General features: G+C 63.1%; 28 protein-coding genes. 25 read left to right on the top strand and 3 right to left on the bottom strand.

All coding sequences use genetic code 11. The features are described 5' to 3' along the window. On the bottom strand, positions 1-485 hold a 485-nt coding region (locus tag ABID19_RS24615), incomplete at its 3' end, for a calcium-binding protein (RefSeq protein WP_435528769.1). Between the two features lie 357 nt (positions 486-842). Between ABID19_RS24615 and ABID19_RS24610 the strand changes: the two genes are divergently transcribed. The 17 genes from ABID19_RS24610 to ABID19_RS24530 all read left to right on the top strand — a co-directional run bounded on the left by ABID19_RS24610 (position 843) and on the right by ABID19_RS24530 (position 17,426). Then, entirely contained in the window at positions 843-1,886 is a 1,044-nt protein-coding gene (locus tag ABID19_RS24610) for an enoyl-CoA hydratase/isomerase family protein (protein WP_354493491.1), read from the top strand. Further along, complete coding sequence (locus ABID19_RS24605) at positions 1,883-2,305, top strand: DUF6163 family protein (RefSeq protein ID WP_354493490.1); 423 nt, start codon at positions 1,883-1,885, stop codon at positions 2,303-2,305. Before ABID19_RS24610 ends, ABID19_RS24605 begins: the two co-directional genes overlap by 4 nt. Positions 2,306-2,558: 253 nt before the next feature. After that, entirely contained in the window at positions 2,559-3,074 is a 516-nt protein-coding gene (gene ldtR, locus ABID19_RS24600) for a transcriptional regulator LdtR (protein WP_095485756.1), read from the top strand. Positions 3,075-3,412: 338 nt separating this feature from the next. After that, positions 3,413-4,666: a L,D-transpeptidase family protein gene (locus ABID19_RS24595; protein ID WP_354493489.1), complete on the top strand. Its 1,254-nt coding sequence runs from the start codon at positions 3,413-3,415 to the stop codon at positions 4,664-4,666. A gap of 108 nt (positions 4,667-4,774) precedes the next feature. After that, positions 4,775-6,421, top strand: coding sequence for a Na+/H+ antiporter (locus tag ABID19_RS24590; protein ID WP_354493488.1), 1,647 nt, complete (start codon positions 4,775-4,777; stop codon positions 6,419-6,421). A 117-nt stretch (positions 6,422-6,538) separates the two neighbouring features. Next, complete coding sequence (gene glyA, locus ABID19_RS24585; RefSeq protein WP_354493487.1) at positions 6,539-7,852, top strand: serine hydroxymethyltransferase; 1,314 nt, start codon at positions 6,539-6,541, stop codon at positions 7,850-7,852. Between the two features lie 85 nt (positions 7,853-7,937). Then, positions 7,938-8,519 carry an invasion associated locus B family protein gene (locus ABID19_RS24580; protein WP_354493501.1) on the top strand — a complete coding sequence of 194 codons (582 nt, stop codon included), beginning with the start codon at positions 7,938-7,940 and terminating at the stop codon, positions 8,517-8,519. A gap of 142 nt (positions 8,520-8,661) precedes the next feature. Next, entirely contained in the window at positions 8,662-9,138 is a 477-nt protein-coding gene (gene nrdR, locus ABID19_RS24575) for a transcriptional regulator NrdR (RefSeq protein ID WP_127314444.1), read from the top strand. Between the two features lie 2 nt (positions 9,139-9,140). Continuing rightward, entirely contained in the window at positions 9,141-10,262 is a 1,122-nt protein-coding gene (ribD, locus tag ABID19_RS24570) for a bifunctional diaminohydroxyphosphoribosylaminopyrimidine deaminase/5-amino-6-(5-phosphoribosylamino)uracil reductase RibD (protein WP_354493486.1), read from the top strand. A gap of 61 nt (positions 10,263-10,323) precedes the next feature. Next, the gene (locus tag ABID19_RS24565; protein WP_354493485.1) at positions 10,324-10,941 is read left to right on the top strand and encodes a riboflavin synthase; all 618 of its coding nucleotides are present in this window, start codon (positions 10,324-10,326) and stop codon (positions 10,939-10,941) included. A gap of 94 nt (positions 10,942-11,035) precedes the next feature. After that, entirely contained in the window at positions 11,036-11,530 is a 495-nt protein-coding gene (ribH, locus tag ABID19_RS24560; protein ID WP_354493484.1) for a 6,7-dimethyl-8-ribityllumazine synthase, read from the top strand. Beyond that, positions 11,527-12,027, top strand: a complete 501-nt coding sequence (gene nusB, locus ABID19_RS24555) for a transcription antitermination factor NusB (protein ID WP_023798402.1) — start codon at positions 11,527-11,529, stop codon at positions 12,025-12,027. The genes ribH and nusB overlap by 4 nt, the downstream gene beginning before the upstream one ends. Next, a complete protein-coding gene (locus ABID19_RS24550) occupies positions 12,024-13,241 on the top strand; it encodes an MFS transporter (protein ID WP_354493483.1) in 1,218 nt (405 codons plus the stop codon). The genes nusB and ABID19_RS24550 overlap by 4 nt, the downstream gene beginning before the upstream one ends. 158 nt (positions 13,242-13,399) lie before the next feature. Then, positions 13,400-14,311, top strand: a complete 912-nt coding sequence (gene osmF, locus ABID19_RS24545) for a glycine betaine ABC transporter substrate-binding protein OsmF (protein ID WP_354493482.1) — start codon at positions 13,400-13,402, stop codon at positions 14,309-14,311. Between the two features lie 252 nt (positions 14,312-14,563). Continuing rightward, the gene (locus tag ABID19_RS24540) at positions 14,564-15,730 is read left to right on the top strand and encodes an ABC transporter permease (protein WP_354493481.1); all 1,167 of its coding nucleotides are present in this window, start codon (positions 14,564-14,566) and stop codon (positions 15,728-15,730) included. After that, entirely contained in the window at positions 15,727-16,665 is a 939-nt protein-coding gene (locus ABID19_RS24535) for an ABC transporter ATP-binding protein (RefSeq protein WP_354493480.1), read from the top strand. The genes ABID19_RS24540 and ABID19_RS24535 overlap by 4 nt, the downstream gene beginning before the upstream one ends. Further along, on the top strand, positions 16,662-17,426 hold the full coding sequence (locus ABID19_RS24530; protein WP_354493479.1) for an ABC transporter permease: 765 nt from the start codon (positions 16,662-16,664) through the stop codon (positions 17,424-17,426). The genes ABID19_RS24535 and ABID19_RS24530 overlap by 4 nt, the downstream gene beginning before the upstream one ends. A 24-nt stretch (positions 17,427-17,450) precedes the next feature. Here ABID19_RS24530 and ABID19_RS24525 read toward each other — a convergent pair whose 3' ends face one another. Further along, positions 17,451-17,675: a hypothetical protein gene (locus ABID19_RS24525; protein WP_354493478.1), complete on the bottom strand. Its 225-nt coding sequence runs from the start codon at positions 17,673-17,675 to the stop codon at positions 17,451-17,453. An 88-nt stretch (positions 17,676-17,763) separates the two neighbouring features. On the opposite strand from ABID19_RS24525, the gene ABID19_RS24520 reads away from it, so the two are divergent. Next, positions 17,764-18,264: a DUF2165 family protein gene (locus tag ABID19_RS24520; RefSeq protein ID WP_354493477.1), complete on the top strand. Its 501-nt coding sequence runs from the start codon at positions 17,764-17,766 to the stop codon at positions 18,262-18,264. A gap of 233 nt (positions 18,265-18,497) precedes the next feature. Further along, positions 18,498-20,639 (top strand): sodium-translocating pyrophosphatase, encoded by a 2,142-nt coding sequence (locus ABID19_RS24515; RefSeq protein ID WP_354493476.1) that lies wholly within the window; start codon positions 18,498-18,500, stop codon positions 20,637-20,639. A 198-nt stretch (positions 20,640-20,837) separates the two neighbouring features. On the opposite strand, the gene ABID19_RS24510 is transcribed toward ABID19_RS24515, so the two are convergent. Beyond that, positions 20,838-21,377 carry an outer membrane protein assembly factor BamE gene (locus ABID19_RS24510; RefSeq protein WP_354493475.1) on the bottom strand — a complete coding sequence of 180 codons (540 nt, stop codon included), beginning with the start codon at positions 21,375-21,377 and terminating at the stop codon, positions 20,838-20,840. 114 nt (positions 21,378-21,491) lie between these two features. Here ABID19_RS24510 and ABID19_RS24505 point away from each other — a divergent pair, with 114 nt between their 5' ends. The 6 genes from ABID19_RS24505 to ABID19_RS24480 all read left to right on the top strand — a co-directional run bounded on the left by ABID19_RS24505 (position 21,492) and on the right by ABID19_RS24480 (position 25,952). Beyond that, positions 21,492-22,034, top strand: a complete 543-nt coding sequence (locus tag ABID19_RS24505; protein WP_354493474.1) for a ubiquinol-cytochrome C chaperone family protein — start codon at positions 21,492-21,494, stop codon at positions 22,032-22,034. Between the two features lie 25 nt (positions 22,035-22,059). After that, positions 22,060-22,608 (top strand): YceD family protein, encoded by a 549-nt coding sequence (locus ABID19_RS24500; RefSeq protein ID WP_354493473.1) that lies wholly within the window; start codon positions 22,060-22,062, stop codon positions 22,606-22,608. A gap of 130 nt (positions 22,609-22,738) precedes the next feature. Continuing rightward, positions 22,739-23,809, top strand: coding sequence for a phosphate acyltransferase PlsX (gene plsX / locus ABID19_RS24495; protein WP_352935090.1), 1,071 nt, complete (start codon positions 22,739-22,741; stop codon positions 23,807-23,809). 9 nt (positions 23,810-23,818) lie between these two features. After that, positions 23,819-24,790: a beta-ketoacyl-ACP synthase III gene (locus tag ABID19_RS24490; protein ID WP_354493472.1), complete on the top strand. Its 972-nt coding sequence runs from the start codon at positions 23,819-23,821 to the stop codon at positions 24,788-24,790. 103 nt (positions 24,791-24,893) lie between these two features. Then, positions 24,894-25,217, top strand: a complete 324-nt coding sequence (locus ABID19_RS24485; protein WP_126041188.1) for an integration host factor subunit alpha — start codon at positions 24,894-24,896, stop codon at positions 25,215-25,217. A gap of 192 nt (positions 25,218-25,409) precedes the next feature. Further along, positions 25,410-25,952: a MerR family transcriptional regulator gene (locus ABID19_RS24480; RefSeq protein WP_354493471.1), complete on the top strand. Its 543-nt coding sequence runs from the start codon at positions 25,410-25,412 to the stop codon at positions 25,950-25,952. Positions 25,953-25,998 lie beyond the last annotated feature (46 nt).

Here is a 25,998-nt window from a genome sequence, read left to right as displayed (position 1 = left end):
TTCAGCGTCACGGCGACCGCCGTGGTCTTGTCGCTGTAGTCGGCCGTGTCGAGCCCGACGCCGCCGTCGAGCGTATCCAGCCCCAGCCCGCCCTTTAGGACGTCGTTGCCGGCGAAGCCGTAGAGCACGTCGGCCAACGGCGTCCCGTTCAGCGTGTCGTTGCCGGCCAGAGCAAGATTGAGAAGACCGGTCGTGTCGCCGCTGTCGACGAACGCCATGACGTCGGTGACCGCCACGCTCAAGCCGGTGATCCGCAGCACCGTGCTGCCATTCACCACATACTGAACGGACGTGACCGTTCCACCAACAGGAACCCCGGAGACGTAGGAGAAGCCGACGCCCTGGAAAAGCGTGTAGTTCGACGGGTCATCGAAGAACCGCGCAGAGGTCGACTGCAGATCCGACTGGTCGTAGTCGACGAGCGCCGCAGCGTCCAACGTATCGAAATTCAGGCCAAAAACCGTACCACCACTGACCGTAGCCATGGTATTCTCCCCGCCAAAATTGCCCCGACATTGTCTAGCAGCTTTTTCTTAACCTTACCATGGGTTGGTTTCATTTTCGGTTGCCGTCGGTACGCCTATCGTCATTGGGGCGGTGCGCCATTGGGAGAGCGCGGTGGTGCTCGCATCTGACAATCCACTTCAATCCACGAGAGCAAGATGCCGAAAAGTTTTGACGCGGTTTCGGACGACGTCATGCTCTATCTCCTTGATTTAGAGCCGGATTCAGATTCAGGTCGACTCGACCTGAAATCATCCGGCGCTTGCCCTCCATTGACGCGCCCATGCGCCGGGCTTTAGCACTTCAGTCCCGCAGGCGCGGGGAGGGATTCTCTGGCGATGGATTTTGACGGAGGCGACGAAATTCGCTTCGAACATTTGGGTCGGGCTGGCATCGTCACGCTGACGCGGCCGCAGGCGCTCAATGCCGTCACCCATCGCATGGTCAAGGCGCTCGACAAGGCGCTGCGTGCCTGGGAGCGCGATAATGAGATCGATGTCGTCGTCGTCAAAGCCGAGGGCAGGGCGTTTTCGGCCGGCGGCGACATCCTCCACGTTTACGAGGCCGCCCGGGCGGGAAAGCCGCCTGTCGATTTCTTCGCCGACGAATATCGGCTGAACGCCCGCATCGCGCGGTTCAGGAAACCCTATGTCGCGCTGATCGACGGCATCGTCATGGGTGGCGGCGTCGGCATCTCGTTCCACGGCTCCCAGCGAGTGTTGACCGAGAATGCGCAATTCGCCATGCCGGAAGTCGGTATCGGCTTTTTCCCGGATGTCGGCGCCAGTCATCTCCTGCCGGACCTCGGCGGCAGCTTCGGCATGTATCTGGCCCTGACCGGCAACCGCATCCGCTATGGCGACGCTTTGTGGTCGGGCCTGGCGACGCACACGATCAAAGCGGAGGACCAGGCCGGCTTTCTCGACCGGCTGGTGGCATCAGGCGACCCGGAATCGGTGCTGCGCGGTTTCTTCATCCCGGCTCGGCGCGAGACGGACAGGCCGACGCTGGAGGCGATCGCCCGCCATTTCGCGCAACCGTCGCTGGGTGACATCATCGGTAGCCTCGAGCGCGCCGCGCTCACCGATGCGTTCGCGGCCAAGACGCTGGCGACGATCCGCAGCCGCTCGCCGACCAGCCTGCATGTCGCCTGGCGCGAGATCAGCGCCGGGCTGACGCTGTCGATGGACGAGTGCATGCGGATGGAGTTCCGCATCCTCAACCGCATGCTTGCCGGCCACGATTTCTACGAAGGCATCCGCGCCGCCATAATTGACAAGGGCTCGACGCCGCTATGGCGGCCGGCAGACATCGATAAAATCAGCGCCGCCGACGTCGATGCCTATTTCGCTCCGCTCGGCGAACGGGAACTCGAACTGTGAGCGAGGTCACGTCAAGACGCGTCGTGCTCCAGCCCTCGACGGTCGAGATCGTCTTCGCCTGGTTCCAGCGCGTCGTATCAGCTTACTGCCTGCTGTTCGGGATTTTGTACTGGATCCGGCTGATCGGCTTCTACCCCGGCCCGTTGTGGCGCTTCGACCTGATGCCGGTGCATTGGCAGGTGGCGGCGGTGATGCTCGCCGTCTTCTTTCCCTTCGCCGCCGCCGGCTTGTGGATGCTGGCTTCCTGGGGGCCGGTGATCTGGTTCATCTGCGCGGTGACCGAGACCGTCATGTATGCCGGCTTTCCCGAGCTCTTCGGCCACCGCCTGCCGATCGTCGCCGCTCATGCGGCGGTGGCGCTGCTCTACATCGTCTTTCGCGTGGTGATCTGGCTGCAGAAGCGCCAGACTCGGCGATAGAGCATCGGATGATCAACAAGAAGAGCGCGGCGCGCCTCATTGGACGGACAAAATTTCCGTCCGGAATCATTGGCTAAATCTTTAGGTTAATCATCCTTGTTGGGGTGACCCTTCGTTAAGCCTCTTTCGAAACCTCTTACCGGTAAGCTCTTGTTAGCCCTAGCGTTTAAGTCGAATTTTATGAGTATTCGATAGTGTCGCGATCAAGGTGAAAAACAAAAAATCACCAGGCGACAAACGAGAGGCAAAGACAATGATCAATTCCCGTCCGGCGGCGAAGACCGCCAACGTATCCGATGACCGCCGCGAGGCAATCCGTTCGCTATACATGGAATCGCTGCAGCTGGTGGAGCGGCTGCATCGCCGTCTGCTTGACGTAATCAAGGACGAATTCGACCGCAACGGCCGTTCCGACATCAACGCCATCCAGGCGCTGCTGCTCTTCAACATCGGCAATTCCGAACTGACCGCCGGCGAACTGCGCTCGCGCGGCTACTATCTCGGCTCGAACGTCTCCTACAATCTGAAGAAGCTGGTCGATCTCGGCTTCATCAACCACCAGCGCTCGCGCATCGACCGCCGTTCGGTGCGGGTCTCGCTGACGCCGAAGGGCAGTGAGGTGGCGGAAGTCGTCGGCGGTCTCTACGAGCGCCATGTCGGCTCGATCGAGCAGGTCGGCGGCATCAACACGGAAGAATTCAAGCAGATGAACCGCGCCCTGCAGCGGCTGGATCGCTTCTGGAACGACACGATTGCTTATCGGATGTAAGGTAGATCCGCCATTTGAAGAGGAACCGCGTCAAAAGAGGCGCGGTCGGGGAGCGAGCTAAAGACCGGTGCCGAAAAGCACCGGTCTTTCTGTTTCGTGAGGCCAGCCGATCCAAATCGCGGTCAGGGCCACGTTGCCGCCATATTCCCGGTGAAAGCGAGAATGCGGGTGATGTTGCGGCACGGCCAAGCGTCCCCCTGAAACGCGCGTCGCGCCCGGCGTGTTCTCACATCGAAGTGATAGGGGCCATGGTTGGCTAATTGTTAACATTGCCAACTTTAGAGTGCGGGCGGGATCGCCCGGTGAAGAGAATTGTTACAAGACTGTCTGGAGCGTACATGAGAACCAGTCGCCGTTTCTTCCTTTCCGGAGCCTCCGCGTTGGCAGCGACAATGGTGGCCGGTGGCGCCAGCGCGCAGGACGTGATCGCGGATATCCTGAAATCCTCGGGCCGCGGCAACTGGAACGACCAGTTCGACGCCCGCGCCAGCCAGGGCGGCAAGGTGGCCTCGACGCTGCCGATCGTCAGCCTGCAGACCGTTGCGTACACCGAGCAGGCGATCGCGCAGTATCAGAATATTGTCGCGCAGGGCGGCTGGGAGCCGGTCCCGGACACCAAGAAATTGCAGCTCGGCGTCGTGGACCCAGACGTGGTGCCATTGCGCCGGCGCTTGATGGTTTCGGGCGACCTGGCGCAGAGCGCCGGTCTTTCGGAGGCTTTCGATTCCTATGTCGATGCGGCGGTCAAGCGCTTCCAGGCGCGCCATGGCCTGCCTTCCGACGGGACGCTGGGCCAATATACCTATGCGGCGATGAACGTTTCGGCGCAGGTCCGGCTTGGCCAGCTGCAGACCAATTTGCAGCGGCTGAATGAGCGCGCCGGCACGCTGGGCAACCGTTATGTATTGGTCGACATCCCGGGCGCCCAGATCGAGGCGGTCGAGAACGACCGCGTGGTGCTGCGCCACACCGCCGTTGTCGGCAAGATCGACCGCCAGACGCCGATCGTCGATTCCAAGATCAACGAGATCATCGTCAATCCCTACTGGAACGCGCCGGTCTCGATCGTGCGCAAGGACATCATTCCGCTGATGCGGAAGGACCCCAACTATCTCAAGGACAGCAAGATCCGCCTGTTCGCACCGGATGGCAGCGAGGTCGATCCGCTGACCGTGGACTGGTCGACCGACGACGCCGCCAAATACCGCTTCCGCCAGGATCCGGGCGCCGGCAATGCGATGGCTTCGGTCAAGATCAATTTCCCGAGCCCGGACGGCGTCTACATGCACGACACGCCGCAGCAGAGCCTGTTCGGCAAGATGATGCGCTTCGATTCGTCGGGCTGCGTACGCGTCCAGAACGTGCGCGACCTCGTCACCTGGATCCTGCGCGACACGCCGGGCTGGAACCGCCAGCATTTCGAGGCGGCGATCAAAAGCGGCGAGAACATCCCGGTACAGGTCAACAATCCGGTGCCGGTCTATTTCCTCTACATCTCGGCCTGGTCGACGGGGCCTGGTGTCGTGCAGTTCCGCGACGATATCTATGGGCTCGACGGAGCCAACGAGCTGCAGATCACTTCTGCGCTCTAAGCAGCTGATCTTTCTGCTGAAAAGGCCGCCGCTGAGGGCGGCCTTTTTGTATCCGGCTGGAGGGCGTGCTTTGCGCAAAGTCCGGAAAGCGTCGTTCGGTACAGGGCCATGCAAGTCGCCATCTTCATCCTGATTGTACTCGTTTTCGTCGCGGTATCAGGCGCGCTGGCACGGCTGGTGCGCGTCCCGTTGCCGGTGCTGCAGATTGCCATAGGAGCCGCACTCGCCTTGCCGGTGCGCGGCCTCCATGTCGAGATCGATCCCGAGCTTTTCCTGCTGGTGTTCATTCCGCCGCTGCTGTTCAGCGACGCCGTCACGGCACCGAAGCGCGAGCTGCTGGCGCTGCGCGGGCCGATACTGGACCTTGCCATCGGGCTGGTCTTCTTCACCATCGTCGGCTTCGGCTACGCCCTGCACTGGCTGGTGCCGAGCGTTCCGCTCGTCGTCGCTTTCGCGCTTGCCGCGGTCCTGTCGCCGACCGATGCGGTGGCGGTGTCCTCGATCGTCGACAAGAATGTGGTTCCGGCGCGGCTGATGCACATTCTGGAAGGCGAGTCCCTGCTCAACGATGCGTCGGGGCTGGTCATGTTCCGTTTCGCCGTGGCAGCGGTGTTAACCGGCAGCTTCTCCTTCGCCGCCGCATCCCTGACTTTCCTCTACGCCGTGGCAATCGGCATCCTGGCCGGCGTGGTGGCATTGTTCGTTGCCGCCAAGGCGCTGCAATTGCTGAACCGCATCGGCGGCGTGCCGGCCGAGGCGCAGGTGCTGGTCATGGTCCTGCTGCCCTTCGTCGCCTATCTCGGCGCGGAGCATTTCGGGGCTTCGGGCATCCTGGCAGCGGTCACCGCCGGCATGCTGACCGGCGGTTCCGGAGTTTTCCGTTTCCTCGGCGTTTCGGCGCGCATGCAGACGATGTCGCTTTGGACGACGCTTTCCTTCGTTTTCAACGGCGCTCTCTTTATCCTGCTCGGCCTGCAGCTTCCCGATATCATCGGCAACGTGCCGCCCGGGCTCAGCGGCCGCTATCCGGTCATCCAGCCGATCCTGACGGTATTGGCGCTGACGCTGTGCCTGATCGGGCTGCGCTTCGTCTGGATCTGGATTGGCGACACCACAGCCCGCGTCTTGGCGCGATTGCGCAAGCGCAAGTCCGAACCGTTCGGGCTGCGCATCCGGCTCGCCGGCTCGGTGGCCGGGGTGCGTGGCGCCATAACGCTGGCCGGCATTCTGTCGTTGCCGCTCGCCATGCCGGACGGCTCGCCGTTTCCGGCGCGCGACGAAGTGATCTTCCTGGCGGCCGGCGTCATCATCTGCTCGCTGGCCATCGCCAGCCTTGCCTTGCCGAAGATCGCGCACGGGCTGGTCGAGCCGGGCGAAGATCCAGGGGCGGCGGAGGAGCGCCTGGCGCGCGTCGGTGCGGCAAAGGCCGCCATCGCCCGTATCGAAAACATGGCCGCCGCGGAAGATGGGGACGAAGGCGAGGTGCCCGGCGCCCTGCTTGCCGCGGCCGACAGTATTGTCGCCGGCTACCGCCGCCGCATCGCCGCCTCCGACGAAGCCGATGAAGCACGTGCCGAAGCCCGTGAAGCCGGACGGATGGAGCTTGAATTGAGGCTCGCCGGCATCGAGGCCGAGCGCACGGCGGTGCGCGCCATGTTTCGCAGCCGAGAGATCAACGACCACACAATGCGGGCACTGTTGACCGAGATTACTCTCACCGAGGCCTTGCTGAAGGGCTGGCAGGCGAGGAAATAGCCGGCTCTTCGCCTTGCTGCCGCAATCCGGCCAGCAAATTTCGCGCTGCAAACGTGGCGGGGCGAAAGCAACTGTGTTAATGGCGCGGCAGACCCCCAAACCTGAGGAATTCAGCCCATGGCAACAGCAGCGGCAGTGTCGAACAAATTCGAATCCTTCTTCGAAACCACACTGGCCGATGCCGACCCTGAGATTTTCGGCGCGATCCGCAACGAACTCGGTCGCCAGCGCCACGAGATCGAGCTGATCGCATCGGAAAACATCGTCTCCCGCGCCGTGCTGGAAGCGCAGGGGTCGATCATGACCAACAAATACGCCGAGGGCTATCCCGGCAAGCGCTACTATGGCGGCTGCCAGTTCGTCGACGTGGCCGAGGAACTGGCCATCGAGCGCGCCAAAAAACTCTTCGGCTGCAACTTCGCCAACGTCCAGCCGAATTCCGGCAGCCAGATGAACCAGGCGGTGTTCCTGGCGCTGCTGCAGCCCGGCGACACCTTCATGGGTCTCGACCTGAACTCGGGCGGCCATCTGACCCACGGCTCGCCGGTGAATATGAGCGGCAAATGGTTTAAGGTCGTTTCCTACGGCGTGCGCAGGGACGATAATCTGCTCGACATGGATGCGATCGAGAAGACCGCGCAGGAGACCAAGCCGAAGCTGATCCTTGCCGGCGGCACCGCCTATTCGCGCGTCTGGGACTGGAAGCGTTTTCGCGAGATCGCCGACGCGGTCGGCGCCTATCTGATGGTCGACATGGCCCATATTGCCGGCCTGGTTGCCGGCGGCGTGCATCCGTCGCCGCTGCCCCATGCGCATGTGGTCACCACCACCACACATAAGTCGTTGCGCGGCCCACGCGGCGGCATGATCCTGTGCAACGACGAGGACATCGCCAAGAAGATGAACTCGGCGGTGTTTCCGGGCCTGCAGGGCGGGCCGCTGATGCACGTCATCGCTGCCAAGGCGGTGGCGCTCGGCGAAGCGCTGAAGCCAAGCTTCAAGCTCTATGCCGAGAGCGTCGCTGCCAACGCCAAGACGCTCGCCTCCAGCCTGCAGGAGACCGGTCTCGACATCGTCTCCGGCGGCACCGACAATCATCTGATGCTGGTCGACCTCAGGCCCAAGAACGCCACCGGCAAGCGCGCGGAGGCAGCGCTTGGCCGCGCCAACATCACCTGCAACAAAAACGGCATCCCGTTCGATCCTGAAAAGCCGTTCGTCACCTCGGGCGTGCGCCTCGGCACGCCGGCCGGTACCACGCGCGGTTTCGGCCAGGCCGAGTTCCGTGAGATCGGGAAGCTGATCGCCGAGGTGCTGGACGGGCTCAAGGCTGCGAATTCCGACGAAGGCAATGCAGCCGTCGAGGCAGCGGTGAAGGCGAAGGTGGCCGCGCTGACCGATCGTTTTCCGCTTTATCCCTATCTCGGTTGAGCTCTCGCAAACTGTCGTCCCTTATCGGCCGTAGGAGAACGACCGTTTCAGCGGGCACGGAGTCCGGACAGGAGCCTTGACGATGATGCAGATTTTCCGTGTCGCTGGTTTTGGCGCGCTTGGCGTGTTGGCCACATTGACCATCTTGCCGCTGTCCGCCGCCTTGGCACAGTCCGCGCCGACCCCAGCCGCACCGAAGACGGAAACCTTCGGCAAATGGTCCACCACCGTGGACGAGATCGATACCGGTGAGGACGTGCGCAAGACCTGCGTCGCCTCGACCGCCTTTCTCGACGCGAGCGGTACCAGCGGCACTCTTACGCTCGCCATCTCGAACGGTGATGCATTGCCGCCCAATGGCTATCCAACCCTTATCATCGCGATGAGGAACAAGGACTTGCCGACCGGCGAGAACATCCCGGCGGTGTTCGGCGACAGCAACGGCAAGGTCAAGGCGACCGTCAATGCGCTTGCCGGCGGGAAATGGATGTTGAACAACAAGACCGAGGTCAGTCTGGCGCTGCTGCGTGCCATGCGCCGCGCCGGCGCGCTCGATATCGTCTTTGCCGACAAGCCGGTCGCGACGGTATCGATGGACGGCTTCACCAAGGCCTATCGCAGCCTCGGTCTGTCATGTGGGTTTCCGACCGGTGACGTCGCACCGTAGTCGACCGGTATTGCCGTCGGGCTGGCAATTTTGCTTGCGCCTCGCTATTTCAGAGGCTCGAGAGGCCATCCCGATACTTTGCCATCCCGGCAAAAACCTCTAAGCCTTTCGCTCCACGAGAATCGCGTACACAAGGCTCTCCATGCGCTGTCCCTACTGTCAGTCCGAAGATACGCAGGTGAAGGATTCGCGCCCCGCCGAAGATGGCGCGGCGATCCGCAGGCGGCGCGTCTGCCCCGATTGCGGTGGCCGCTTCACCACCTTCGAGCGCGTGCAGTTGCGCGACCTCGTCGTGGTGAAGAAGTCCGGACGCAAAGTGCCGTTCGACCGCGACAAGCTGCTGCGTTCGGTCGAGATCGCGGTGCGCAAGCGCAATGTCGATCCCGAGCGCATCGACCGCGCGGTGACAGGCATCGTGCGCCAGCTCGAAAGCTCGGGCGAGACCGAAGTCGCCTCGGGTGAGGTCGGTCGCCTCGTCATGGAGGCGCTGAAGTCGCTCGACGACGTCGCCTATGTCCGCTTCGCCTCGGTCTATCGCAATTTCCGCGAGGCCAAGGATTTCCACGACGTGCTGGGCGAACTCAAGGGGGATGAGCTCAAAGACGAGGACGCCGGCTGAGCATGGCAAGACGCACTCAAGCCGAACAAGAGGTTCTTGATCGCCGTTTCATGGCCGCGGCGCTTAGGCTGTCGCGGAAAAATGCCGGGCGGACCTCGACCAACCCTTCGGTCGGCACGCTGATCGTGCGCGACGACGGCACCGGGCCGATGATCGTCGGCACCGGTGTCACCGCTGTTGGCGGCCGGCCTCATGCCGAGACCGAGGCGCTGGCCGAGGCTGGCGAACTCGCACGCGGCGCCACTGCCTATGTCACACTGGAGCCCTGCGCCCACCATGGCCGCACACCGCCTTGCGCCAATGCATTGGTCAATGCCGGCGTCGCGCGGGTGGTTGGGGCTGCGAGCGACCCCGATCCACGCGTGTCCGGCAACGGCTATGCGATCCTGCGTGCCGCCGGTGTCGAGGTGGTCGAAAAGGTGCTGGTGGCAGAAGCCGCCGAGCACATGGCCGGCTACCTCACTAGATCTCTCAAAAAGCGCCCCGAAGTGATTCTGAAACTTGCGCTTTCCAGCGACGGCAAGATCGGCATGGAAGGCGAGGGGCAGGTCTCGATCACCGGCGACATCGCCCGGCGCGAAGTCTATCTGATGCGGGCCGAAGCCGACGGCATACTGATCGGCATCGGCACGGCGCTGGAGGACGATCCGGCGCTGACGGTGCGGTTGCCCGGGCTGGAAAACCGTTCGCCGGCGCGCATCGTGCTCGACCGCCAGGTCAGGCTGCCGGAGACGTCGAAACTGGTCGCCGGCGTCGACCGGGTTCCGCTTTACGTCGCCGCCTGTGCCGAAGCCGATCCGCAGCGGCGGTCAGCACTCGAACGCGCCGGCGTGCGCTTCATCGGCACCGAGACCTATGAAGGCGATATTGCGCTGCCGGAACTGCTCGAGGATCTGGCCGCGCTCGGCATGGCGAGCGTGCTGGTCGAGGGCGGCGCCAAGGTGGCCAAAGCCTTCCTCGCCGAAGGGCTGGTCGACCGGATCGTGCTGTTCCAGGGGCCGGAGCCGATCGGCAAGGGTGGCATTGCATCGCCCATCGACGCCAACCATATCCCGGCAGGATTTCGCAAATTGCGCGGCATGCGTTTCGGCGAAGACAGCTATGCCGAGTGGATAAGACCATGATCCCCAAAAGTGGGAATCGGTTTTTGGACAAGATCATGGTCAAACTGAAAGACAGTATCTGATGTTTACCGGGATTGTCACCGATGTCGGCACCGTCGCTGCGGTGAAGCCGCTGAAAGAGGGCGTCGGTTTGCGCATCGACACCGCCTATGACCCTGAGACGATAGCCATTGGTGCCTCGATTTCCTGCGGCGGCGTCTGCCTGACGGTGACGGCGCTCCCGGAAAGCGGCGCCAATACACGCTGGTTCGAAGTCGAGGCGTGGGAAGAGGCGCTCAGGCTGACGACAGCGGCGGACTGGAAATCCGGTACCAGGATCAATCTTGAGCGGGCGCTGAAGATCGGCGACGAGCTCGGCGGCCACATTGTATCGGGCCATGTCGACGGTACGGCCGAGATCGTGGCGCGCAAGGAGGAAGGCGACGCCGTGCGCTTCACGCTCGAAGCACCGCGCGAACTGGCCAAGTTCATCGCGCCCAAAGGCTCCGTCGCGCTCGACGGCACCTCGCTCACCGTCAACAAGGTCGATGGCACGCGCTTTGACGTGCTGCTGATCCATCACTCGTTGACGGTGACCACTTGGGGCGAACGCGATGTCGGCGACCGGGTCAACTTAGAGATCGACACCATGGCCCGCTATGCGGCACGCCTGGCGGAGGCGGCGAAAGAGGGGCTTTGAGCCGCGGTTGGAAATTAGACGCAGCCCGACCCTCTGACAAAGCTTGCGAACGCGGCCGCTTCGGCCTAAGTCACCGGCGACCCCGGAGACATCTATGGCTGGCACATCCCAACACGGCAAAGCGTTCATTCGCCCGAAGAAGAAGGCCCACCTTCTTGTCATCGAGGCTCGCTTTCATGACGACCTTGCCGACGCGCTGCTCGAAGGCGCGACAAGCGCGCTCGAGGAAGCGGGCGCGACATACGATGTCGTCACCGTTCCGGGCTCGCTCGAAATTCCCGCGGTGATTTCCTTCGCGCTCGACGGCGCCACCGAAGGCGGGCGGGGCTATGACGGTTTTGTCGCCCTCGGCACCGTCGTGCGCGGTGACACTTATCATTTCGACATCGTCGCCAACGAATCCAGCCGTGCGCTGATGGATCTGTCCGTGCAGGAAGCGGTCTGCATCGGCAACGGCATCCTGACCACCGAAAACGACGAGCAGGCCTGGACGCGGGCCAGGCGCTCGGAAGGCGACAAGGGTGGCTTTGCCGCGCGTGCGGCGCTGACTATGATTGCCCTCAAGCAACGGTTGGGAGAGCGATCGTGAGCGAACCCGCATCACCCGGCCAGCCTGCGGTACGCCACGCAAACAAGCGCGGTGCTGCCCGTCTGGCCGCCGTGCAGGCGCTCTACCAGATGGATGTGGCCGGCAGCGGCGTCTTCGAGATCACCGCCGAATACGAGGCGTTCAGGCTCGGCAAGGAAGTCGATGGGGCGCTCTATCGCGAGGCGGATGCGCAATGGTTTCGCGCTATCCTCGCCGGCGTCGTCGAGAACCAGAAGACCATCGACCCGATCATCCGCCAGGCGCTGACCGAGGACTGGCCATTGTCCAGGCTCGATTCGACGCTGCGCGCCATATTGCGTGCCGGCGTCTACGAATTGATGAAGCGCGAGGACGTGCCGGTCGCCGTCATCGTCTCCGAATATGTCGACATCGCCAAGGCCTTCTACGAGGAAGATGAACCGAAGCTGGTCAACGCGGTGCTCGATCGCGTGTCGCGCCGGGTGCGCGGCGAGGGGCGCGGCAAGGACGCGTCATGACGGCCATTGTCGCCGTCGAGGCCGTTAAGGAAGCGCGCCGCACCGCGTTCATCCTCGCCGCTTCGCAGGCGATTATCGGTTCGGCCGCGCCCATCGCCATTTCCCTGGGAGCGCTGGCCGGGCAGCATCTGCTCGATGCCGACAAGTCGCTGGCGACGGCGCCGGTCACGGGTTTCAACCTCGGCGTGGCGCTCGGCTCCTTGCCGGCCGCGGCCATCATCCGCTGGCTCGGCCAGCGCGACGGCTTTATGACCGGCACGATTGTTACTGCGCTGGGTGGCCTCATAGCGACACTGGCACTCTTCCATCCCAGCTTCTGGCTGTTCGCCTTCGGCCTGACCGTCATCGGCGTCGGCGGCGCCTTCGTCCAGCAGTTCCGTTTCGCCGCCGCCGACAATGCGACGCCGGAGTTCAAGGCGCGCGCCATCTCCTTCGTGCTGGCCGGCGGCGTCGTCACCGCCATACTCGGGCCGCAGATCGTCATCTTCACCAGCGATCTGTTCTCGCCGGTGATGTTTGCCGGCTCGTTCGCCTCCATCCTGGTGCTGGCCGCGGTCGGCGCCGCTATTCTCTCCTTCCTTCACGTCCCGGTCAGCGCAACCGGCAAGGCTGAAATCGCCGGCAGCGACGCCCGCCCACTTTCAGAGATCGTCACGAGACCGCGTTTTGTCGCGGCTCTGTTTTGCGCCGTCGGCAGCTATGCGCTGATGAGCTTCGTCATGACCGGCGCGCCGTTGGCCATGGTCGGCTGCGGCCTGTCGACGGATGACGCCACGCTCGGCATTTCCTGGCATGTCATGGCGATGTTCGCGCCGAGCTTCTTTACCGGCTCGCTGATCCATCGCTTCGGCGCCGAACGCATCGTGGCGACTGGCCTGATCCTGCTTATCGGTTGCGCCGTGGTGGCGCTGTCCGGGCTGGCATTATGGCAGTTCTGGACGGCATTGATCCTGCTCGGTCTTGGCTGGAATTTCGGCTTCATCGGCGCCACTGCCATGGTCGCCGATAGCTATCGGCCGTCCGAAAAAGGCAAGGTCCAGGGTTTTCACGATTTCGTCCTGTTCGGCTCCGTCGCTTTCGCTTCGCTGATGTCAGGCGCGGTCTACAATGCCTGGGGCTGGGAAATGCTCAACTGGATCATCTTCCCGGTGACGGTGCTTTGCTTCGTGGCATTGGGCGCATTGAAGATGACGGGCTCGCGCGGGACTAGCTGACACGACGCTGTCGGGACGAGCCACGCCCGAATTTACCGCATCGGAACAAAATTATTGCGCCCATCCCCCTTCTTATGAAACCGTGTGCCCCGACGGAGCATTGAAGCCATGCTCATATGCGGCAGCCGTAGTCCGGTTCACAGCAAGGGATTTGTCAAATGTTTTCAGTCAAGGTTCTGGCCGGCGCTGCCTTGGCGCTCGGCATCACCGCAGCCTCGGCGAACGCTCAGGTGGTGGTGTCGTCGAAGATCGACACCGAGGGCGGCGTGCTCGGCAACATCATCCAGCTGGTGCTGAACGCCAACAACATAAAGACCACCGACCGGATCCAGCTCGGCGGCACCCCTGTGGTGCGTAAGGCGATCACCGCCGGCGAGATCGACGTCTATCCGGAATACACCGGCAATGCCGCCTTCTTCTTCGAAAAGGCCGACGATCCCGTGTGGAAGGATGCGGCGAAAGCCTATGAGACGGCCAAGAAGCTGGACTACGACGCCAACAAGATCGTCTGGCTGTCGCCATCCCCGGCCAACAACACCTGGGCGATCGCGCTGCGAAAGGATGTCGCCGAAACCAACAAGCTGGCGACGCTGTCCGACTTCGGCAAATATGTCTCCGGCGGCGGCCAGGTGGTGCTGGCGGCCTCGGCCGAGTTCGTCAATTCGGCCGCCGCGCTGCCGGCGTTCCAGACCACCTATGGCTTCACCCTGAAGCCGGACCAGCTGATCACGCTGTCCGGCGGCGATACGGCGGCGACCATCGCCGCTGCGGCGAACCAGACCAACGGCGCCAATGCCGCCATGGTCTACGGCACCGATGGCGGCATCGCGCCGTCCGGCCTGGTCGTGCTCGATGACGACAAGGGCGTGCAGCCGGTTTACCAGCCGGCGCCGATCATCCGCGAGGCGGTGCTGAAGGAGCATCCCGAAATCGAGACGCTGCTGAAGCCGGTCTTCGCCAAACTCGACCTTGTCACCCTGCAGGAACTGAACGGCCGCGTGCAGGTCGGCGGCGAACCGGTCAAGGGTGTCGCCGAAGACTTTTTGAAGAAGAACGGGTTCTTGAAGTAGTCAGCCCGTTTTGAAAATGACGCCGGTGCGAGGCGCCCCCCTCTGGCCTGCCGGCCATCTCCCCCACTTGGGGGGAGATTGGATGCCCGCTCGGCTTTCACCAATCGCTAACGGCGAAGATGGATCGGCGGCAATGAAGCTGCCGATCTCCCCCCGTGTGGGGGAGATGTCCGGCAGGACAGAGGGGGGCGCGACGGAGCGCGGCGGTCCTGACGTCAGGTCCTCAAGTCGCCGCCATCGCAATGGCACGTCATGACCATCCGCTTTGACAAACTCGGCGTGGTCATTGCCGCGATCGTTGCCTACGCCGCTTTCGCGGCACCCTTCGCCACCTTCCGTGCCAATCGCATCGTGCCGGGCGAGGCACGCTCGATCCTCGAGGCTCTGCCCGCCTCCGTCGGCCCGTTGCTGCTGGCGGTCGTCGTCGCCGCGGCGCTTATCGCGCTGTTGAAGACGCCGCTGACCCTGCGCCTTGCCGCCAGCGTGGCCGCGCTTGCAGCACTGGCGCTGCTGATCGGGGTCGCCGGCAGTTTCCTGACGCCTGAGGGCAACAGCTTCGCCCGCATCTCGCCGGCCTCGGGCTTCTGGCTGCTCATCTTCGCCTTTACGCTTTTGCTCGCCGATGTTCTGACAAGGCTGGACCTGTCGCCAGCGGCGCGGATCGGCGTGCTCGTCGTCGCGGCGGCGGCGATCGGCGTGCTGCTGGTCTCGGGAAGCTGGAACAGCCTGTCGATCCTCAAGGAATATGCCAACCGTGCCGACAGTTTCTGGGCGGAAGGCTCCAAGCATGTGACGCTGGCGCTGGGCTCGCTGGCGGCGGCGGTAATCGCAGGACTGCCGCTCGGTATCCTCTGCCACCGCGTCGAGAAATTGCGGGCCGGTGTGCTGAACGTTCTGAACATCATCCAGACCATTCCCTCGATCGCGCTGTTCGGCCTGCTGATCGCGCCGCTCGGCTGGGTCGCAACGCATGTGCCCGGCGCCGCCTCCCTCGGCATTCGCGGCATCGGCACCGCGCCTGCCTTCGTCGCCCTGTTTCTCTATTCGCTGCTTCCGGTGGTGGCCAACACCGTGGTCGGGCTGGCCGGCGTGCCGCGCGCAGCCAACGACGCGGCGCGGGGCATGGGTATGACCGATCGCCAGCGCCTGTTCGGCGTCGAATTTCCGCTGGCTTTTCCGGTGATCCTCACCGGCATCCGCATCGTGCTGGTCCAGAACATCGGCCTTGCCACCATCGCGGCGCTGATCGGCGGCGGTGGCTTCGGCGTGTTCGTGTTCCAGGGCGTTGGCCAGACCGCGATGGACCTGGTGCTGCTCGGCGCCATCCCGACGGTGGCGCTGGCCTTTGCCGCCGCCATCATCCTCGATGCGGTGATCGAAATGACCTCCACCAAGAGACGCGAGGCGCAACCGGCATGATCGAGATCGAAGGCATCACCAAGCGCTATGACGCGACAACGGTGGTCGACGATGTGTCGATGGTGATCGAGCCGCGCACCATCGCCGTCATCGTCGGAACCTCCGGCTCCGGCAAGACGACGCTGCTTCGCATGATCAACCGGTTGGTCGAGCCGACCGCGGGCGTGATCAAGCTCGACGGCGCCGACAACCGCTCGCTGCCCGGCTATGAGCTGCGTCGCAGCATCGGCTACGCCATCCAGGGCCATGGCCTGTTTCCGCATCGCACGGTGGCGCAGAACATCGCCACCGTGCCGGTGCTGCTCGGCTGGGACGCGGCCCGCATCAAGGCCCGCGTCGACGAGTTGATGACGCTCTACCAGCTCGATCCCGAGGCGTTCGGGCCACGTTATCCGCACGAGCTCTCCGGCGGCCAGCAGCAGCGCGTCGGCGTTGCCCGCGCGCTTGCCGCGGAACCGAACGTGCTGTTGATGGACGAGCCGTTCGGCGCGCTCGACCCGATCATCCGCACCAAGGCGCAGGAGGATCTTCTGGCGATCCAGAAGCGCTTCGGCACCACCATCATCCTCGTCACCCATGACATGGAAGAGGCGGTGCATATGGGCGACAAGATCGCGGTGATGGATGCCGGCAAGCTGGTGCAATATGCCAAACCCGCCGAGATCCTGGCGAAGCCGGCCAGCGCCTTCGTCGAGAGTCTGGTCGGCGCCAGCGAAAAACCGTTCAGGCTGCTGTCGCTCGGCCGCGTGCGCGATGCGGTGGAGAAGGGGACCGCCGAAGGCGAGGCGATCCCCGACGATGCCAGCCAGCGCGATGCGCTGGCCGAGCTCCTCTGGTCGGGCCGCCCGGCTCTGCCGGTGAAGGGCGCCGACGGTAAGCCACTCGGCCGCGTGACGGTGGACGGTCTGGTGAAGCGCGCGGCGCGGCCGGCATGAAAGAGGCTGGCTTAAAAGCCTGGCTTCCATCGCTGCTCAGGCTTGTCCTGGTGGTGCTGCTCGTCGCATTCGTGACCAACCCCGGCTGGTTCGAACCGCTTCTGAAGCCGCTGACCGAGAACAACGCGCCAGTGATCTACAACCAGGGCAGCCTGCTGTCGCTGACGCTGCTGCATCTGAGGACGGTGCTGATCGCCACCGTGGCCGCGACCGTCGTTGCCGTGGCGCTCGCCATCCTGGTCACCAGGCCGGCCGGCGTCGAATTCCTGCCGCTGTCGCGCAGCCTGGTCAATATCGGCCAGACTTTTCCGCCGGTGGCGGTGCTGGCGCTAGCCGTGCCGGCGGTCGGCTTCGGCGAGAAGCCAACGCTGATCGCGCTGTTTCTCTATGGCCTGCTGCCGATCTTCGAGAACGCGCTGACCGGGTTGACGACGCTTCCGGCCAATGTGGTCGAGGCGGCGCGCGGCGCCGGCATGACCGGCTGGCAAAGACTGATCAAGGTCGAACTGCCGCTCAGCGCGCCGATTATTCTCGGCGGCATCCGGCTGTCGGTGGTCATCAGTCTCGCCACCGCAACGATCGGCTCGACCGTGGCGGCCAGGACGCTGGGCGAGGTGATCATCGCCGGTCTGTTGTCGAACAATCTCGCCTTTATCCTGCAGGGCGGCCTGATCGTCGCAGCCCTTGCCGTGCTGATCTATGACGGGCTGTCGGCGATCGAGCGCTACACAGCTCGGCGTATGGGGCGGGAGGCGGCGTAGCGTCTGGGGCGAAATTCATTCGTTTCAGTGCCCGCCCGAACGCGCCGGGTGATCGAGCGTCAGTTCGAGCGTGGTGCCCGTCTCGCCCGAAATCCAGCGGCGGCGGACGATTGCAAAATCATACTGTCTTCCAGCTTTCACAAAAGAAACAAGGTCACCCACGGCGCAATTGCTGTTGAGATCGAGGGCTTCGACAGTCTCCGCAATGCTGTGCAGGCCGGCATAATGTCTCGCGATGGTGGTGAGCACTAGGATCACTGGACCCGCAGTTGCGCGATCTTCGGGACTCGGCGATTGATGCGTGCGATGCCCCGATCTTTCAGCAGGAGTTCTTGCCATGACCGCGCGTCTCTCCAAGATCGTCATGTGTCTGTGTCTGGCGATTTTCGCCTTCCTCGTCGCTTTCGGCAACATCACCGATTACGGCTCAAACTTTGCTTTTGTCCAGCATGTGCTGAGCATGGACACAACCTTTCCTGGTAACGCATTGATGTATCGGTCGATCACCAACCCATCGCTGTGGACGGCGGGCTACTGGCTGATCATCCTGGGCGAGGCCTTGACCTGCCTGCTTTATCTGATTGCCGCGTGGAACCTGTGGCAGGCGCGCAATGCCAGCGGGCAGGTTTTCAACGACGCCAAGAACTTCGTGGTGATCGCCGCCACCATGGGTTTCCTCGTTTGGTACTTCGGCTTTATGGTTGTCGGCGGCGAGTGGTTCGCCATGTGGCAGTCTTCGACGTGGAACGGCCAGGAGGCGGCGTTCAAATTCTACATGACCATGCTGGCGGTGCTGATCTTCGTCGTCCAGCCGGACGGCGACCTGCGCAAAGGCTGACGACCCCCGGCCGATTTCAATCGATCTAATTGGGCGGCGGCGCTGGCGAGTGTGTCGCCGCCCATAGCTTTTGGGCGAAAGCCGGGCAAAAACCGAACAATATCTTGACGTTCGCAACCCTGTTTCGCATAAGCCGGTGCGAGGGGAGCGGATTCCGCGCGCGGAATCCGCTCCCCTGTCTCAACGGCCCAGGGAGGGGTTCTTTTGGGTCATCAATCGAGGAAAATCCGGCAATGACCATAATTTCAGCTGTCATCGCCTGCGGTCTGCTTTCAGTCCTTTACGCCATATGGGCGACACGTTCGGTCCTCGCGGCCGATCAGGGCAATGCACGCATGCAGGAAATTTCCGCGGCCATCCGCGAAGGCGCGCAAGCCTATCTGGCGCGTCAGTACACCACCATCGCCATCGTCGGCGTCGTGGTCCTGCTGCTCGCCTGGTGGCTGCTTTCGATCACCGCCGCCATCGGCTTCCTGATCGGCGCCATTCTGTCGGGCGCCGCCGGCTTCATCGGCATGCACGTCTCTGTGCGCGCCAATGTGCGCACCGCGCAGGCGGCTTCCAACAGCCTCGCTGCCGGCCTCGAGATCGCCTTCAAGTCGGGCGCCATCACCGGCATGCTGGTCGCTGGACTGGCCCTGCTCGGCGTCTCGATCTACTACCTGATCCTCACCCACTTCATGGGTCTTCAGCCGAATGACCGCGTCGTCATCGATGCGCTGGTTTCGCTCGGCTTCGGCGCCTCGCTGATCTCGATCTTCGCTCGTCTCGGCGGCGGCATCTTCACCAAGGGCGCCGACGTCGGCGGCGATCTCGTCGGCAAGGTCGAAGCCGGCATTCCCGAAGACGATCCACGCAATCCGGCCACCATCGCCGACAATGTCGGCGACAATGTCGGCGACTGCGCCGGCATGGCCGCCGACCTGTTCGAGACCTATGCGGTGACGGTGGTCGCCACCATGGTCCTCGCCGCCATCTTCTTCGGCGGCACCGCCGTTCTCGGCGCCACGATGCTCTATCCGCTGGCCATCTGCGGTGCCTGCATCCTGACTTCGATCGTCGGCACTTTCTTCGTCAAGCTCGGCTCCAACGGCTCGATCATGGGCGCGCTCTACAAGGGCCTGATCGTCACCGGCCTGCTGTCGATCGTCGGTCTCGGCGTCGCCACCTCGGTCACGCTGGGCTGGGGCGAGATCGGCACGGTCGCCGGCATGGCGATCACCGGCAGGAACCTGTTCATCTGCGGCCTGGTCGGCCTGCTGGTGACCGGCCTCATCGTGGTGATCACCGAATACTACACCGGCACCGACAAGCGCCCGGTGAACTCCATCGCCCAGGCATCGGTCACCGGTCACGGCACCAACGTCATCCAGGGCCTTGCGGTCTCGCTGGAATCGACGGCACTTCCGGCGATCGTCATCGTCGGCGGCATCATATCGACCTACCAGCTAGCCGGCCTCTACGGCACGGCGATCGCGGTCACCACGATGCTTGGCCTTGCCGGCATGATCGTCGCGCTCGACGCCTTCGGCCCGGTCACCGACAATGCCGGTGGCATTGCCGAAATGGCCGGCTTGCCCAAGGAAGTACGCCAATCCACCGATGCGCTCGACGCCGTCGGCAACACCACCAAGGCGGTCACCAAAGGTTACGCCATCGGTTCGGCTGGTCTCGGCGCGCTGGTGCTGTTCGCGGCCTACTCCAACGACTTGCAGTTCTTTGCCGCCAATGGCGACAAATATCCTTACTTCCAAGGCATGGGCGAGGTCTCCTTCGACCTCTCCAACCCTTACGTCGTCGCGGGTCTGATCTTCGGCGGCCTGATCCCGTATCTGTTCGGCGGCATCGCCATGACGGCCGTCGGCCGCGCGGCGGGCGCTATCGTCGAGGAGGTGCGCAAGCAGTTCCGCGAGGATCCGGGCATCATGGCGGGCACGTCGAAGCCGAACTATGCGCGTGCGGTCGATCTTTTGACCAAGGCCGCGATTCGCGAAATGATCATTCCGTCGCTGCTGCCGGTGCTGGCGCCGCTGGTCGTCTACTTCGGCGTGCTGCTGATCTCGGGCTCGAAGGCGTCCGCCTTTGCAGCGCTCGGCGCCTCGCTGCTCGGCGTCATCGTCAACGGCCTGTTCGTCGCCATCTCGATGACCTCTGGCGGCGGCGCCTGGGACAATGCGAAAAAATCATTCGAGGACGGCTTCACCGACAAGGACGGCGTCAAGCATCTCAAGGGTTCCGAAGCGCATAAGGCCTCGGTGACCGGCGACACGGTCGGCGATCCCTACAAGGACACCGCCGGCCCGGCGGTCAACCCGGCGATCAAGATCACCAATATCGTCGCGCTGCTGCTGCTGGCCGTGCTCGCGCACGGCTGAGGCCGTTTGGCCCTTCCGGGGCTGAAATCCAAAACCGAACCCGCGGGAGCGATTCCGCGGGTTTTTCCATTTTCAGATGTCCCGCGCAGCCAGCGACAATGGTTGCTGGTGTCAAAACAAAACCCGCAGGATCGCTCCTGCGGGTTTCGGTTGCCTGAGATACTGCTGCTTCGAGGGAAGCAAAAGAGAAGAAAGGAATCAGCCGCCGGGCATGCCGCTGCCACCGGGGAGGCCGGGCGCCAGCTTGCTGGCGCCGGTCATGATCTGGCTGAGGAAGTTCTGATCCTTGCCGCCGGTCGGCGTGGTCCGCGAGATGAAGTCGAACATCTTGCCATCCTTCAAGCCGTAATTGGCGATCTGGCTAACGCGCCCGTCCTCGCCGAAATAGACGGCCAGCACCTTCTGGTCGACCAGCCTCGGCTTGTCGAAGGCGACGTAACGCTTGCGCGTCTGTGAGATGTAATAGAAGGCTTCGTTGTCGAAAGTCGCCTTCGTCGACGGGGTGCCAAGCGCCAGAAGCACCTGTTCGCGGCTTGAGCCGACCGGCACCAGGTCGATCGCCTGCTGGTCGATGACGTAGCCCTGCGTCAGCGTTTCGCTTGGATTGAGATCACCGATCATCTTCGACGAGTTGCAGGCGGAAAGCGCCGAAGCAACCACCAGCAGCGAGACCGCACCGGCGGACCTGGACAAAGCGAACCTGGGCAGAAAAGTCGACTTGAATTTCAGCGCGCGCAACTACAACTCCATTAGCTGGCCGCAACTTGCGCTGGGCCGCAAAACCGGTAAACCAGCTTGCTCGCCGATGCAACAAGGCCAATTCAACAATCGGTCCCCGGGAGACCACCCTCAATGTTCCAGCGCCTTTTTGGTCGCGAACGTCACGCCAACCGCGCTATCACCGAGGCGCTTTACGCACAAATCGTGGCAGCGGCGCGGCAAACCGTGTTTTATTCCGACTGGAATGTACCGGACACACCGCTTGGCCGCTTCGAGATGCTGTCGCTGCACATGTTCTTGTTTCAGCACCGGCTGCGCGGCGAGGGCGGTGTTGGAGGCGAGGTCGCGCAAGTGCTGATCGATGAGTTCTTCATGGATGTCGAGCATTCGCTGCGGGAACTGGGCGTCGGCGACGTCGGTGTGCCGAAGCGCATGAAGAAACTGGCGAAAATGTACTACGGCCGCACCGCCGCCTATGACGATGCGCTCGAACGAAATGACCGTGAAGCGCTCGCCGCGGCCCTTGCCCGCAATGTAAGGCCAGATGCCGGCGCCTGGCCGCAAGCGACGCATCTTGCCGACTACGTTGCCGATGTCTCTAACCGACTCACGGAACAGCCGACCGAGGCGATCGTTTCCGGCACGGTGGCATTCCCCGTGGCCAAGACTATCTAAGAAAATAATACTATCTAAGGAAAAGATGAAACACGCTGATCCCCAGAGCCCTGTGTCCTTTGTGGCCAATGTCGCCCGGCTGCCACAGAAGGGATTGCCTGTGGTAATCGAGGCTGACGCCGCGCAGCGCGCCGCACTGGCCGGCGAGCATGAGTTGCTCTCGGTCGAGAAATACCGCGCCGAACTTCTGGTGACGCCATGGAAACGCAACGGCGTCAAGGTCAGCGGCCGCGTCGAGGCCGATATCACCCAGGCCTGCATCGTCACCCTCGACCCGGTCGCGGCGCATATCGACGAGGCGGTCGACGGGTTGTTCCTGCCGGAGCAGTCCAAGCTCGGGCGGCAGGGTTTCGAAGGCGGCGGCGAGATCCTGCTGGATGCCGAAGGGCCGGACAGCCCGGAAACATTCTCCGGCAATACGATTGATGTCGGGGCGCTCGCCGAGCAATTCTTTGGACTGGCGATCGATCCCTATCCGCGCAAGCAAGGCGTTTCGATGGAGGCTGCCGACGATGCCGGGACTGCGGAAAGCGAATTCCAGCAAAAGCTGCGTTCTCTGCTGGGAAAATCCTGAAAAGCCGACCCAATCGGAGAAAGCCGGTTGTGCGGCAGCCCAAAAACGCTATTTTCGCCGAACCTTCGCGAGCCCAATACCGTTGCCAGCGCCAGGCGCTCGCTCAAGCAAACTGTGAGATGATTACCGCGTGATCAGGATTTCCATCGATGCCATGGGCGGCGATCACGGACCAAGCGTGGTCATCCCGGCGCTCATGACGGTCGCGACACGGCGTCCCGACATCCGTTTCGTCATCTATGGCCGCGAGGAGGCGGTGCGCCCGGAGCTCGCAAAACTCCCCAAGCTGGCGGAAGTGAGCGAGTTCATCCACTGCGAGATAGCAGTCAGGATGGACGACAAGCCGAGCCAGGCGCTGCGTCATGGCCGCTGGAAATCGTCAATGTGGAAAGCCGTCGAGGCGGTCAAGACAGGCACTGCCGACGCATGCATCTCGGCCGGCAACACCGGCGCGCTGATGGCGATGTCGAGGTTCTGCCTTCGCACCATGGCGACCATCGACCGCCCCGCAATCGCGGCGCTCTGGCCGACATTGCGCGGCGAAAGCGTGGTGCTGGACGTCGGCGCCACCATCGGCGCGGATGCGCATCAACTGGTTGATTTTGCCATTCTGGGCACCGGCATGGCGCGCTCGGTTTTCGGCATCGAACGGCCGAGCGTCGGCCTGCTCAACGTCGGCGTCGAGGAGATCAAGGGCCAGGAAGAGGTCAAGGAGGCGGGTCGCATGTTGCGCGAAGCCAACATGGCCTCGATGAACTACCACGGTTTCGTCGAGGGTGACGACATCGGCAAGGGGGCCGTCGACGTGGTCGTCACCGAAGGATTTGCCGGCAACATCGCGTTGAAGACGGCGGAAGGCACGGTACGACAGATCGCCGGTTACCTGCGCGCCGCAATGGACCGCACGCTGATGGCCAGGATCGGCTATATATTCGCCAAGGGCGCCTTCGATCGCCTGCGCGAAAAGATGGATGTCGGCCGCTCCAATGGCGGTGTTTTCCTGGGGCTCAACGGCATCGTGGTGAAAAGCCATGGCGGGGCTGATTCGGACGGCTTCGCGGCGGCGATCGAGCTTGGCTACGACATGGTGCGCAACAATCTGCTCGATCGCATCGAAGCCGATCTCGACCTGTTCCACGCGCGCAATCCGCAGGCCCAGACATCTAGGAAATCCGACGTCGTTGCCGACGCAAAGGAATAGGAAAGAGCCTTGATCAGATCAGTCGTGCGCGGCACGGGCGCCGCGCTGCCCCGCCGCATTATGAAGAATGCCGATTTCGAAGGCATGGTCGAGACGTCAGACGAATGGATCGCCCAGCGCACCGGAATCCGCCAGCGCCATATCGCGTCCGACGACGAGACGACGGCTTCGCTTGGCGAGGCGGCAGCGCGCGCGGCCCTCGACGATGCCGGCCTGACGCCTGATGATATCGATCTGATTGTGCTGGCGACCTCGACGCCCAATAACACCTTTCCGGCGACCGCTGTCGAGATCCAGAACCGGCTCGGCATGCATCACGGCTTCGCCTTCGACATGCAGGCGGTATGCTCGGGCTTCGTCTACGCTGTGACCACCGCCGATCTCTATATCCGGGGCGGCCTGGCAAAACGCGTGCTGGTGATCGGCTCGGAAACCTTCTCGCGCATCCTCGACTGGAGCGATCGCTCGACCTGCGTCCTGTTTGGCGACGGCGCCGGCGCCATCGTGCTGGAAACAGGCGAGGGGGTGGGCAGCATTGCCGACCATGGCGTGCTGGCGGCCAGCCTGCGCTCCGATGGGGCCCACAAGGACAAGCTGTTCGTCGACGGTGGTCCGTCCACCACCGGAACGGTTGGCTATCTCAGGATGGAAGGCCGCGAAGTGTTCAAGCACGCGGTCGGCATGATCACCGACGTCATCGAAGCGACATTCGCACAGGCCGGCATCACCGCTGAGGATCTCGACTGGTTCGTGCCGCATCAGGCCAACAAGCGAATTATCGACGCTTCCGCCAAAAAGCTCGGCATAGCAGAGCAAAAGGTGGTGGTTACGGTCGATTTGCACGGTAACACCTCGGCTGCTTCCGTGCCGCTGGCCCTGTCGGTGGCCGTCGCTGACGGCCGCATCAAGAAGGGTGACCTGGTGCTGCTCGAGGCGATGGGCGGGGGCTTCACCTGGGGCGCGGTTTTGGTTCGCTGGTAAGTGCCGAACTGACAGGTTCGGTCCTTGACCTTGCCGGATCAATTACTTAGGCTCTATCTTTGCTTGTATCGATTTATGTTTTTGAGCTGATGGGACGGTTCGCATGGGGGGAAAGACACTTACGCGCGCCGATCTTGCTGAAGCCGTTTACCGCAAGGTTGGCTTGTCGCGTACTGAATCGGCCGAGCTTGTCGAAGCGGTTCTGGACGAGATTTGCGAAGCGATCGTTCGCGGTGAGACGGTGAAATTGTCGTCGTTCGCGACGTTCCATGTCCGCTCCAAGAACGAGCGCATCGGGCGCAACCCCAAAACCGGCGAAGAAGTGCCGATCCTGCCGCGCCGTGTGATGACCTTCAAATCGTCGAATGTGCTGAAGAACCGCATCCTGCGCGCCCACCAGAACAGCAAGGCCAAGGGCGGAAAATAGCGCCTGCGCTTCAAAGCCCGGTTGAAAACGGCCGCTCCCTTTGACGCCGGGCTTGAATATTGTTTCATAAACCGCTGAAATAAGGCCCGATTCGGCAGAACAAGCTGGATCGGAATGGTTCTTTGTTGAGTGTGATCCTGCCCGAAACCGATTCCCACTTCGGGATCATGCTCCAGCGTGAGGATTTCGCCCATGGACAAGAGCCCCGACGCTTTCCGCACCATCAGCGAGGTCGCAGAAGATCTCGACCTGCCGCAGCACGTGCTGCGGTTCTGGGAAACGCGTTTCAACCAGATCAAGCCGATGAAGCGCGGCGGCGGCCGCCGCTACTACCGGCCGCAGGATGTTGAACTGATCAAGGGCATCCGCCACATGCTCTACGACCAGGGCTATACGATCAAGGGCGTGCAGAAGCTGCTGCGCGAGAACGGCAACCATTTCCTGGTCGCCATCGGCAATGGCGACATGGCCGCCGTCGAGGCGATCTCGCAACGCCGGCAGGCCGATGCGGTGCCGCTGACACCGGCTGCCCAGCCGCGCGGCGCCGATGACGAGATGCTGGTCGGCGAGCCCAAGGTGAAACCCAGCCGCCGCTTTTTTGGCCTGGGCAAGACCGAGGACGAAGGGCCGGTGCAGCCGGGCACGTCGAAACTGTCACGCGACAATCGCGCTTTGCTGCAGGAGGCGCTGTTCGACCTTCTGGAATGCAAGCGCCTGCTCGATCAGGTGCGCTAAGAGCCGATCAATCGCCGGCAGAACCGGAACTGCTTCCGAAATCATG

Source organism: Mesorhizobium robiniae (assembly GCF_040545535.1).
In the GTDB taxonomy this organism is placed as follows: domain Bacteria; phylum Pseudomonadota; class Alphaproteobacteria; order Rhizobiales; family Rhizobiaceae; genus Mesorhizobium; species Mesorhizobium robiniae.
Note: the sequence above shows the minus strand (reverse complement) of the source record. Positions and strands in the feature narration are given on the sequence as shown.

Coding starts and splice junctions, on each gene's coding strand:
- ABID19_RS24520 (WP_354493477.1), top strand. CDS start 17,764: ATGACCGCGCGTCTCTCCAAGATCGTCATGTGTCTGTGTCTGGCGATT.
- ABID19_RS24590 (WP_354493488.1), top strand. CDS start 4,775: ATGCAAGTCGCCATCTTCATCCTGATTGTACTCGTTTTCGTCGCGGTA.
- ribH (WP_354493484.1), top strand. CDS start 11,036: ATGGCTGGCACATCCCAACACGGCAAAGCGTTCATTCGCCCGAAGAAG.
- ABID19_RS24535 (WP_354493480.1), top strand. CDS start 15,727: ATGATCGAGATCGAAGGCATCACCAAGCGCTATGACGCGACAACGGTG.
- ABID19_RS24610 (WP_354493491.1), top strand. CDS start 843: ATGGATTTTGACGGAGGCGACGAAATTCGCTTCGAACATTTGGGTCGG.
- ABID19_RS24515 (WP_354493476.1), top strand. CDS start 18,498: ATGACCATAATTTCAGCTGTCATCGCCTGCGGTCTGCTTTCAGTCCTT.
- nrdR (WP_127314444.1), top strand. CDS start 8,662: ATGCGCTGTCCCTACTGTCAGTCCGAAGATACGCAGGTGAAGGATTCG.
- ABID19_RS24500 (WP_354493473.1), top strand. CDS start 22,060: ATGAAACACGCTGATCCCCAGAGCCCTGTGTCCTTTGTGGCCAATGTC.
- ABID19_RS24485 (WP_126041188.1), top strand. CDS start 24,894: ATGGGGGGAAAGACACTTACGCGCGCCGATCTTGCTGAAGCCGTTTAC.
- ABID19_RS24580 (WP_354493501.1), top strand. CDS start 7,938: ATGCAGATTTTCCGTGTCGCTGGTTTTGGCGCGCTTGGCGTGTTGGCC.
- ABID19_RS24505 (WP_354493474.1), top strand. CDS start 21,492: ATGTTCCAGCGCCTTTTTGGTCGCGAACGTCACGCCAACCGCGCTATC.
- ribD (WP_354493486.1), top strand. CDS start 9,141: ATGGCAAGACGCACTCAAGCCGAACAAGAGGTTCTTGATCGCCGTTTC.
- ABID19_RS24565 (WP_354493485.1), top strand. CDS start 10,324: ATGTTTACCGGGATTGTCACCGATGTCGGCACCGTCGCTGCGGTGAAG.
- ABID19_RS24550 (WP_354493483.1), top strand. CDS start 12,024: ATGACGGCCATTGTCGCCGTCGAGGCCGTTAAGGAAGCGCGCCGCACC.
- ABID19_RS24595 (WP_354493489.1), top strand. CDS start 3,413: ATGAGAACCAGTCGCCGTTTCTTCCTTTCCGGAGCCTCCGCGTTGGCA.
- ABID19_RS24540 (WP_354493481.1), top strand. CDS start 14,564: ATGACCATCCGCTTTGACAAACTCGGCGTGGTCATTGCCGCGATCGTT.
- ABID19_RS24530 (WP_354493479.1), top strand. CDS start 16,662: ATGAAAGAGGCTGGCTTAAAAGCCTGGCTTCCATCGCTGCTCAGGCTT.
- ldtR (WP_095485756.1), top strand. CDS start 2,559: ATGATCAATTCCCGTCCGGCGGCGAAGACCGCCAACGTATCCGATGAC.
- osmF (WP_354493482.1), top strand. CDS start 13,400: ATGTTTTCAGTCAAGGTTCTGGCCGGCGCTGCCTTGGCGCTCGGCATC.
- glyA (WP_354493487.1), top strand. CDS start 6,539: ATGGCAACAGCAGCGGCAGTGTCGAACAAATTCGAATCCTTCTTCGAA.
- ABID19_RS24480 (WP_354493471.1), top strand. CDS start 25,410: ATGGACAAGAGCCCCGACGCTTTCCGCACCATCAGCGAGGTCGCAGAA.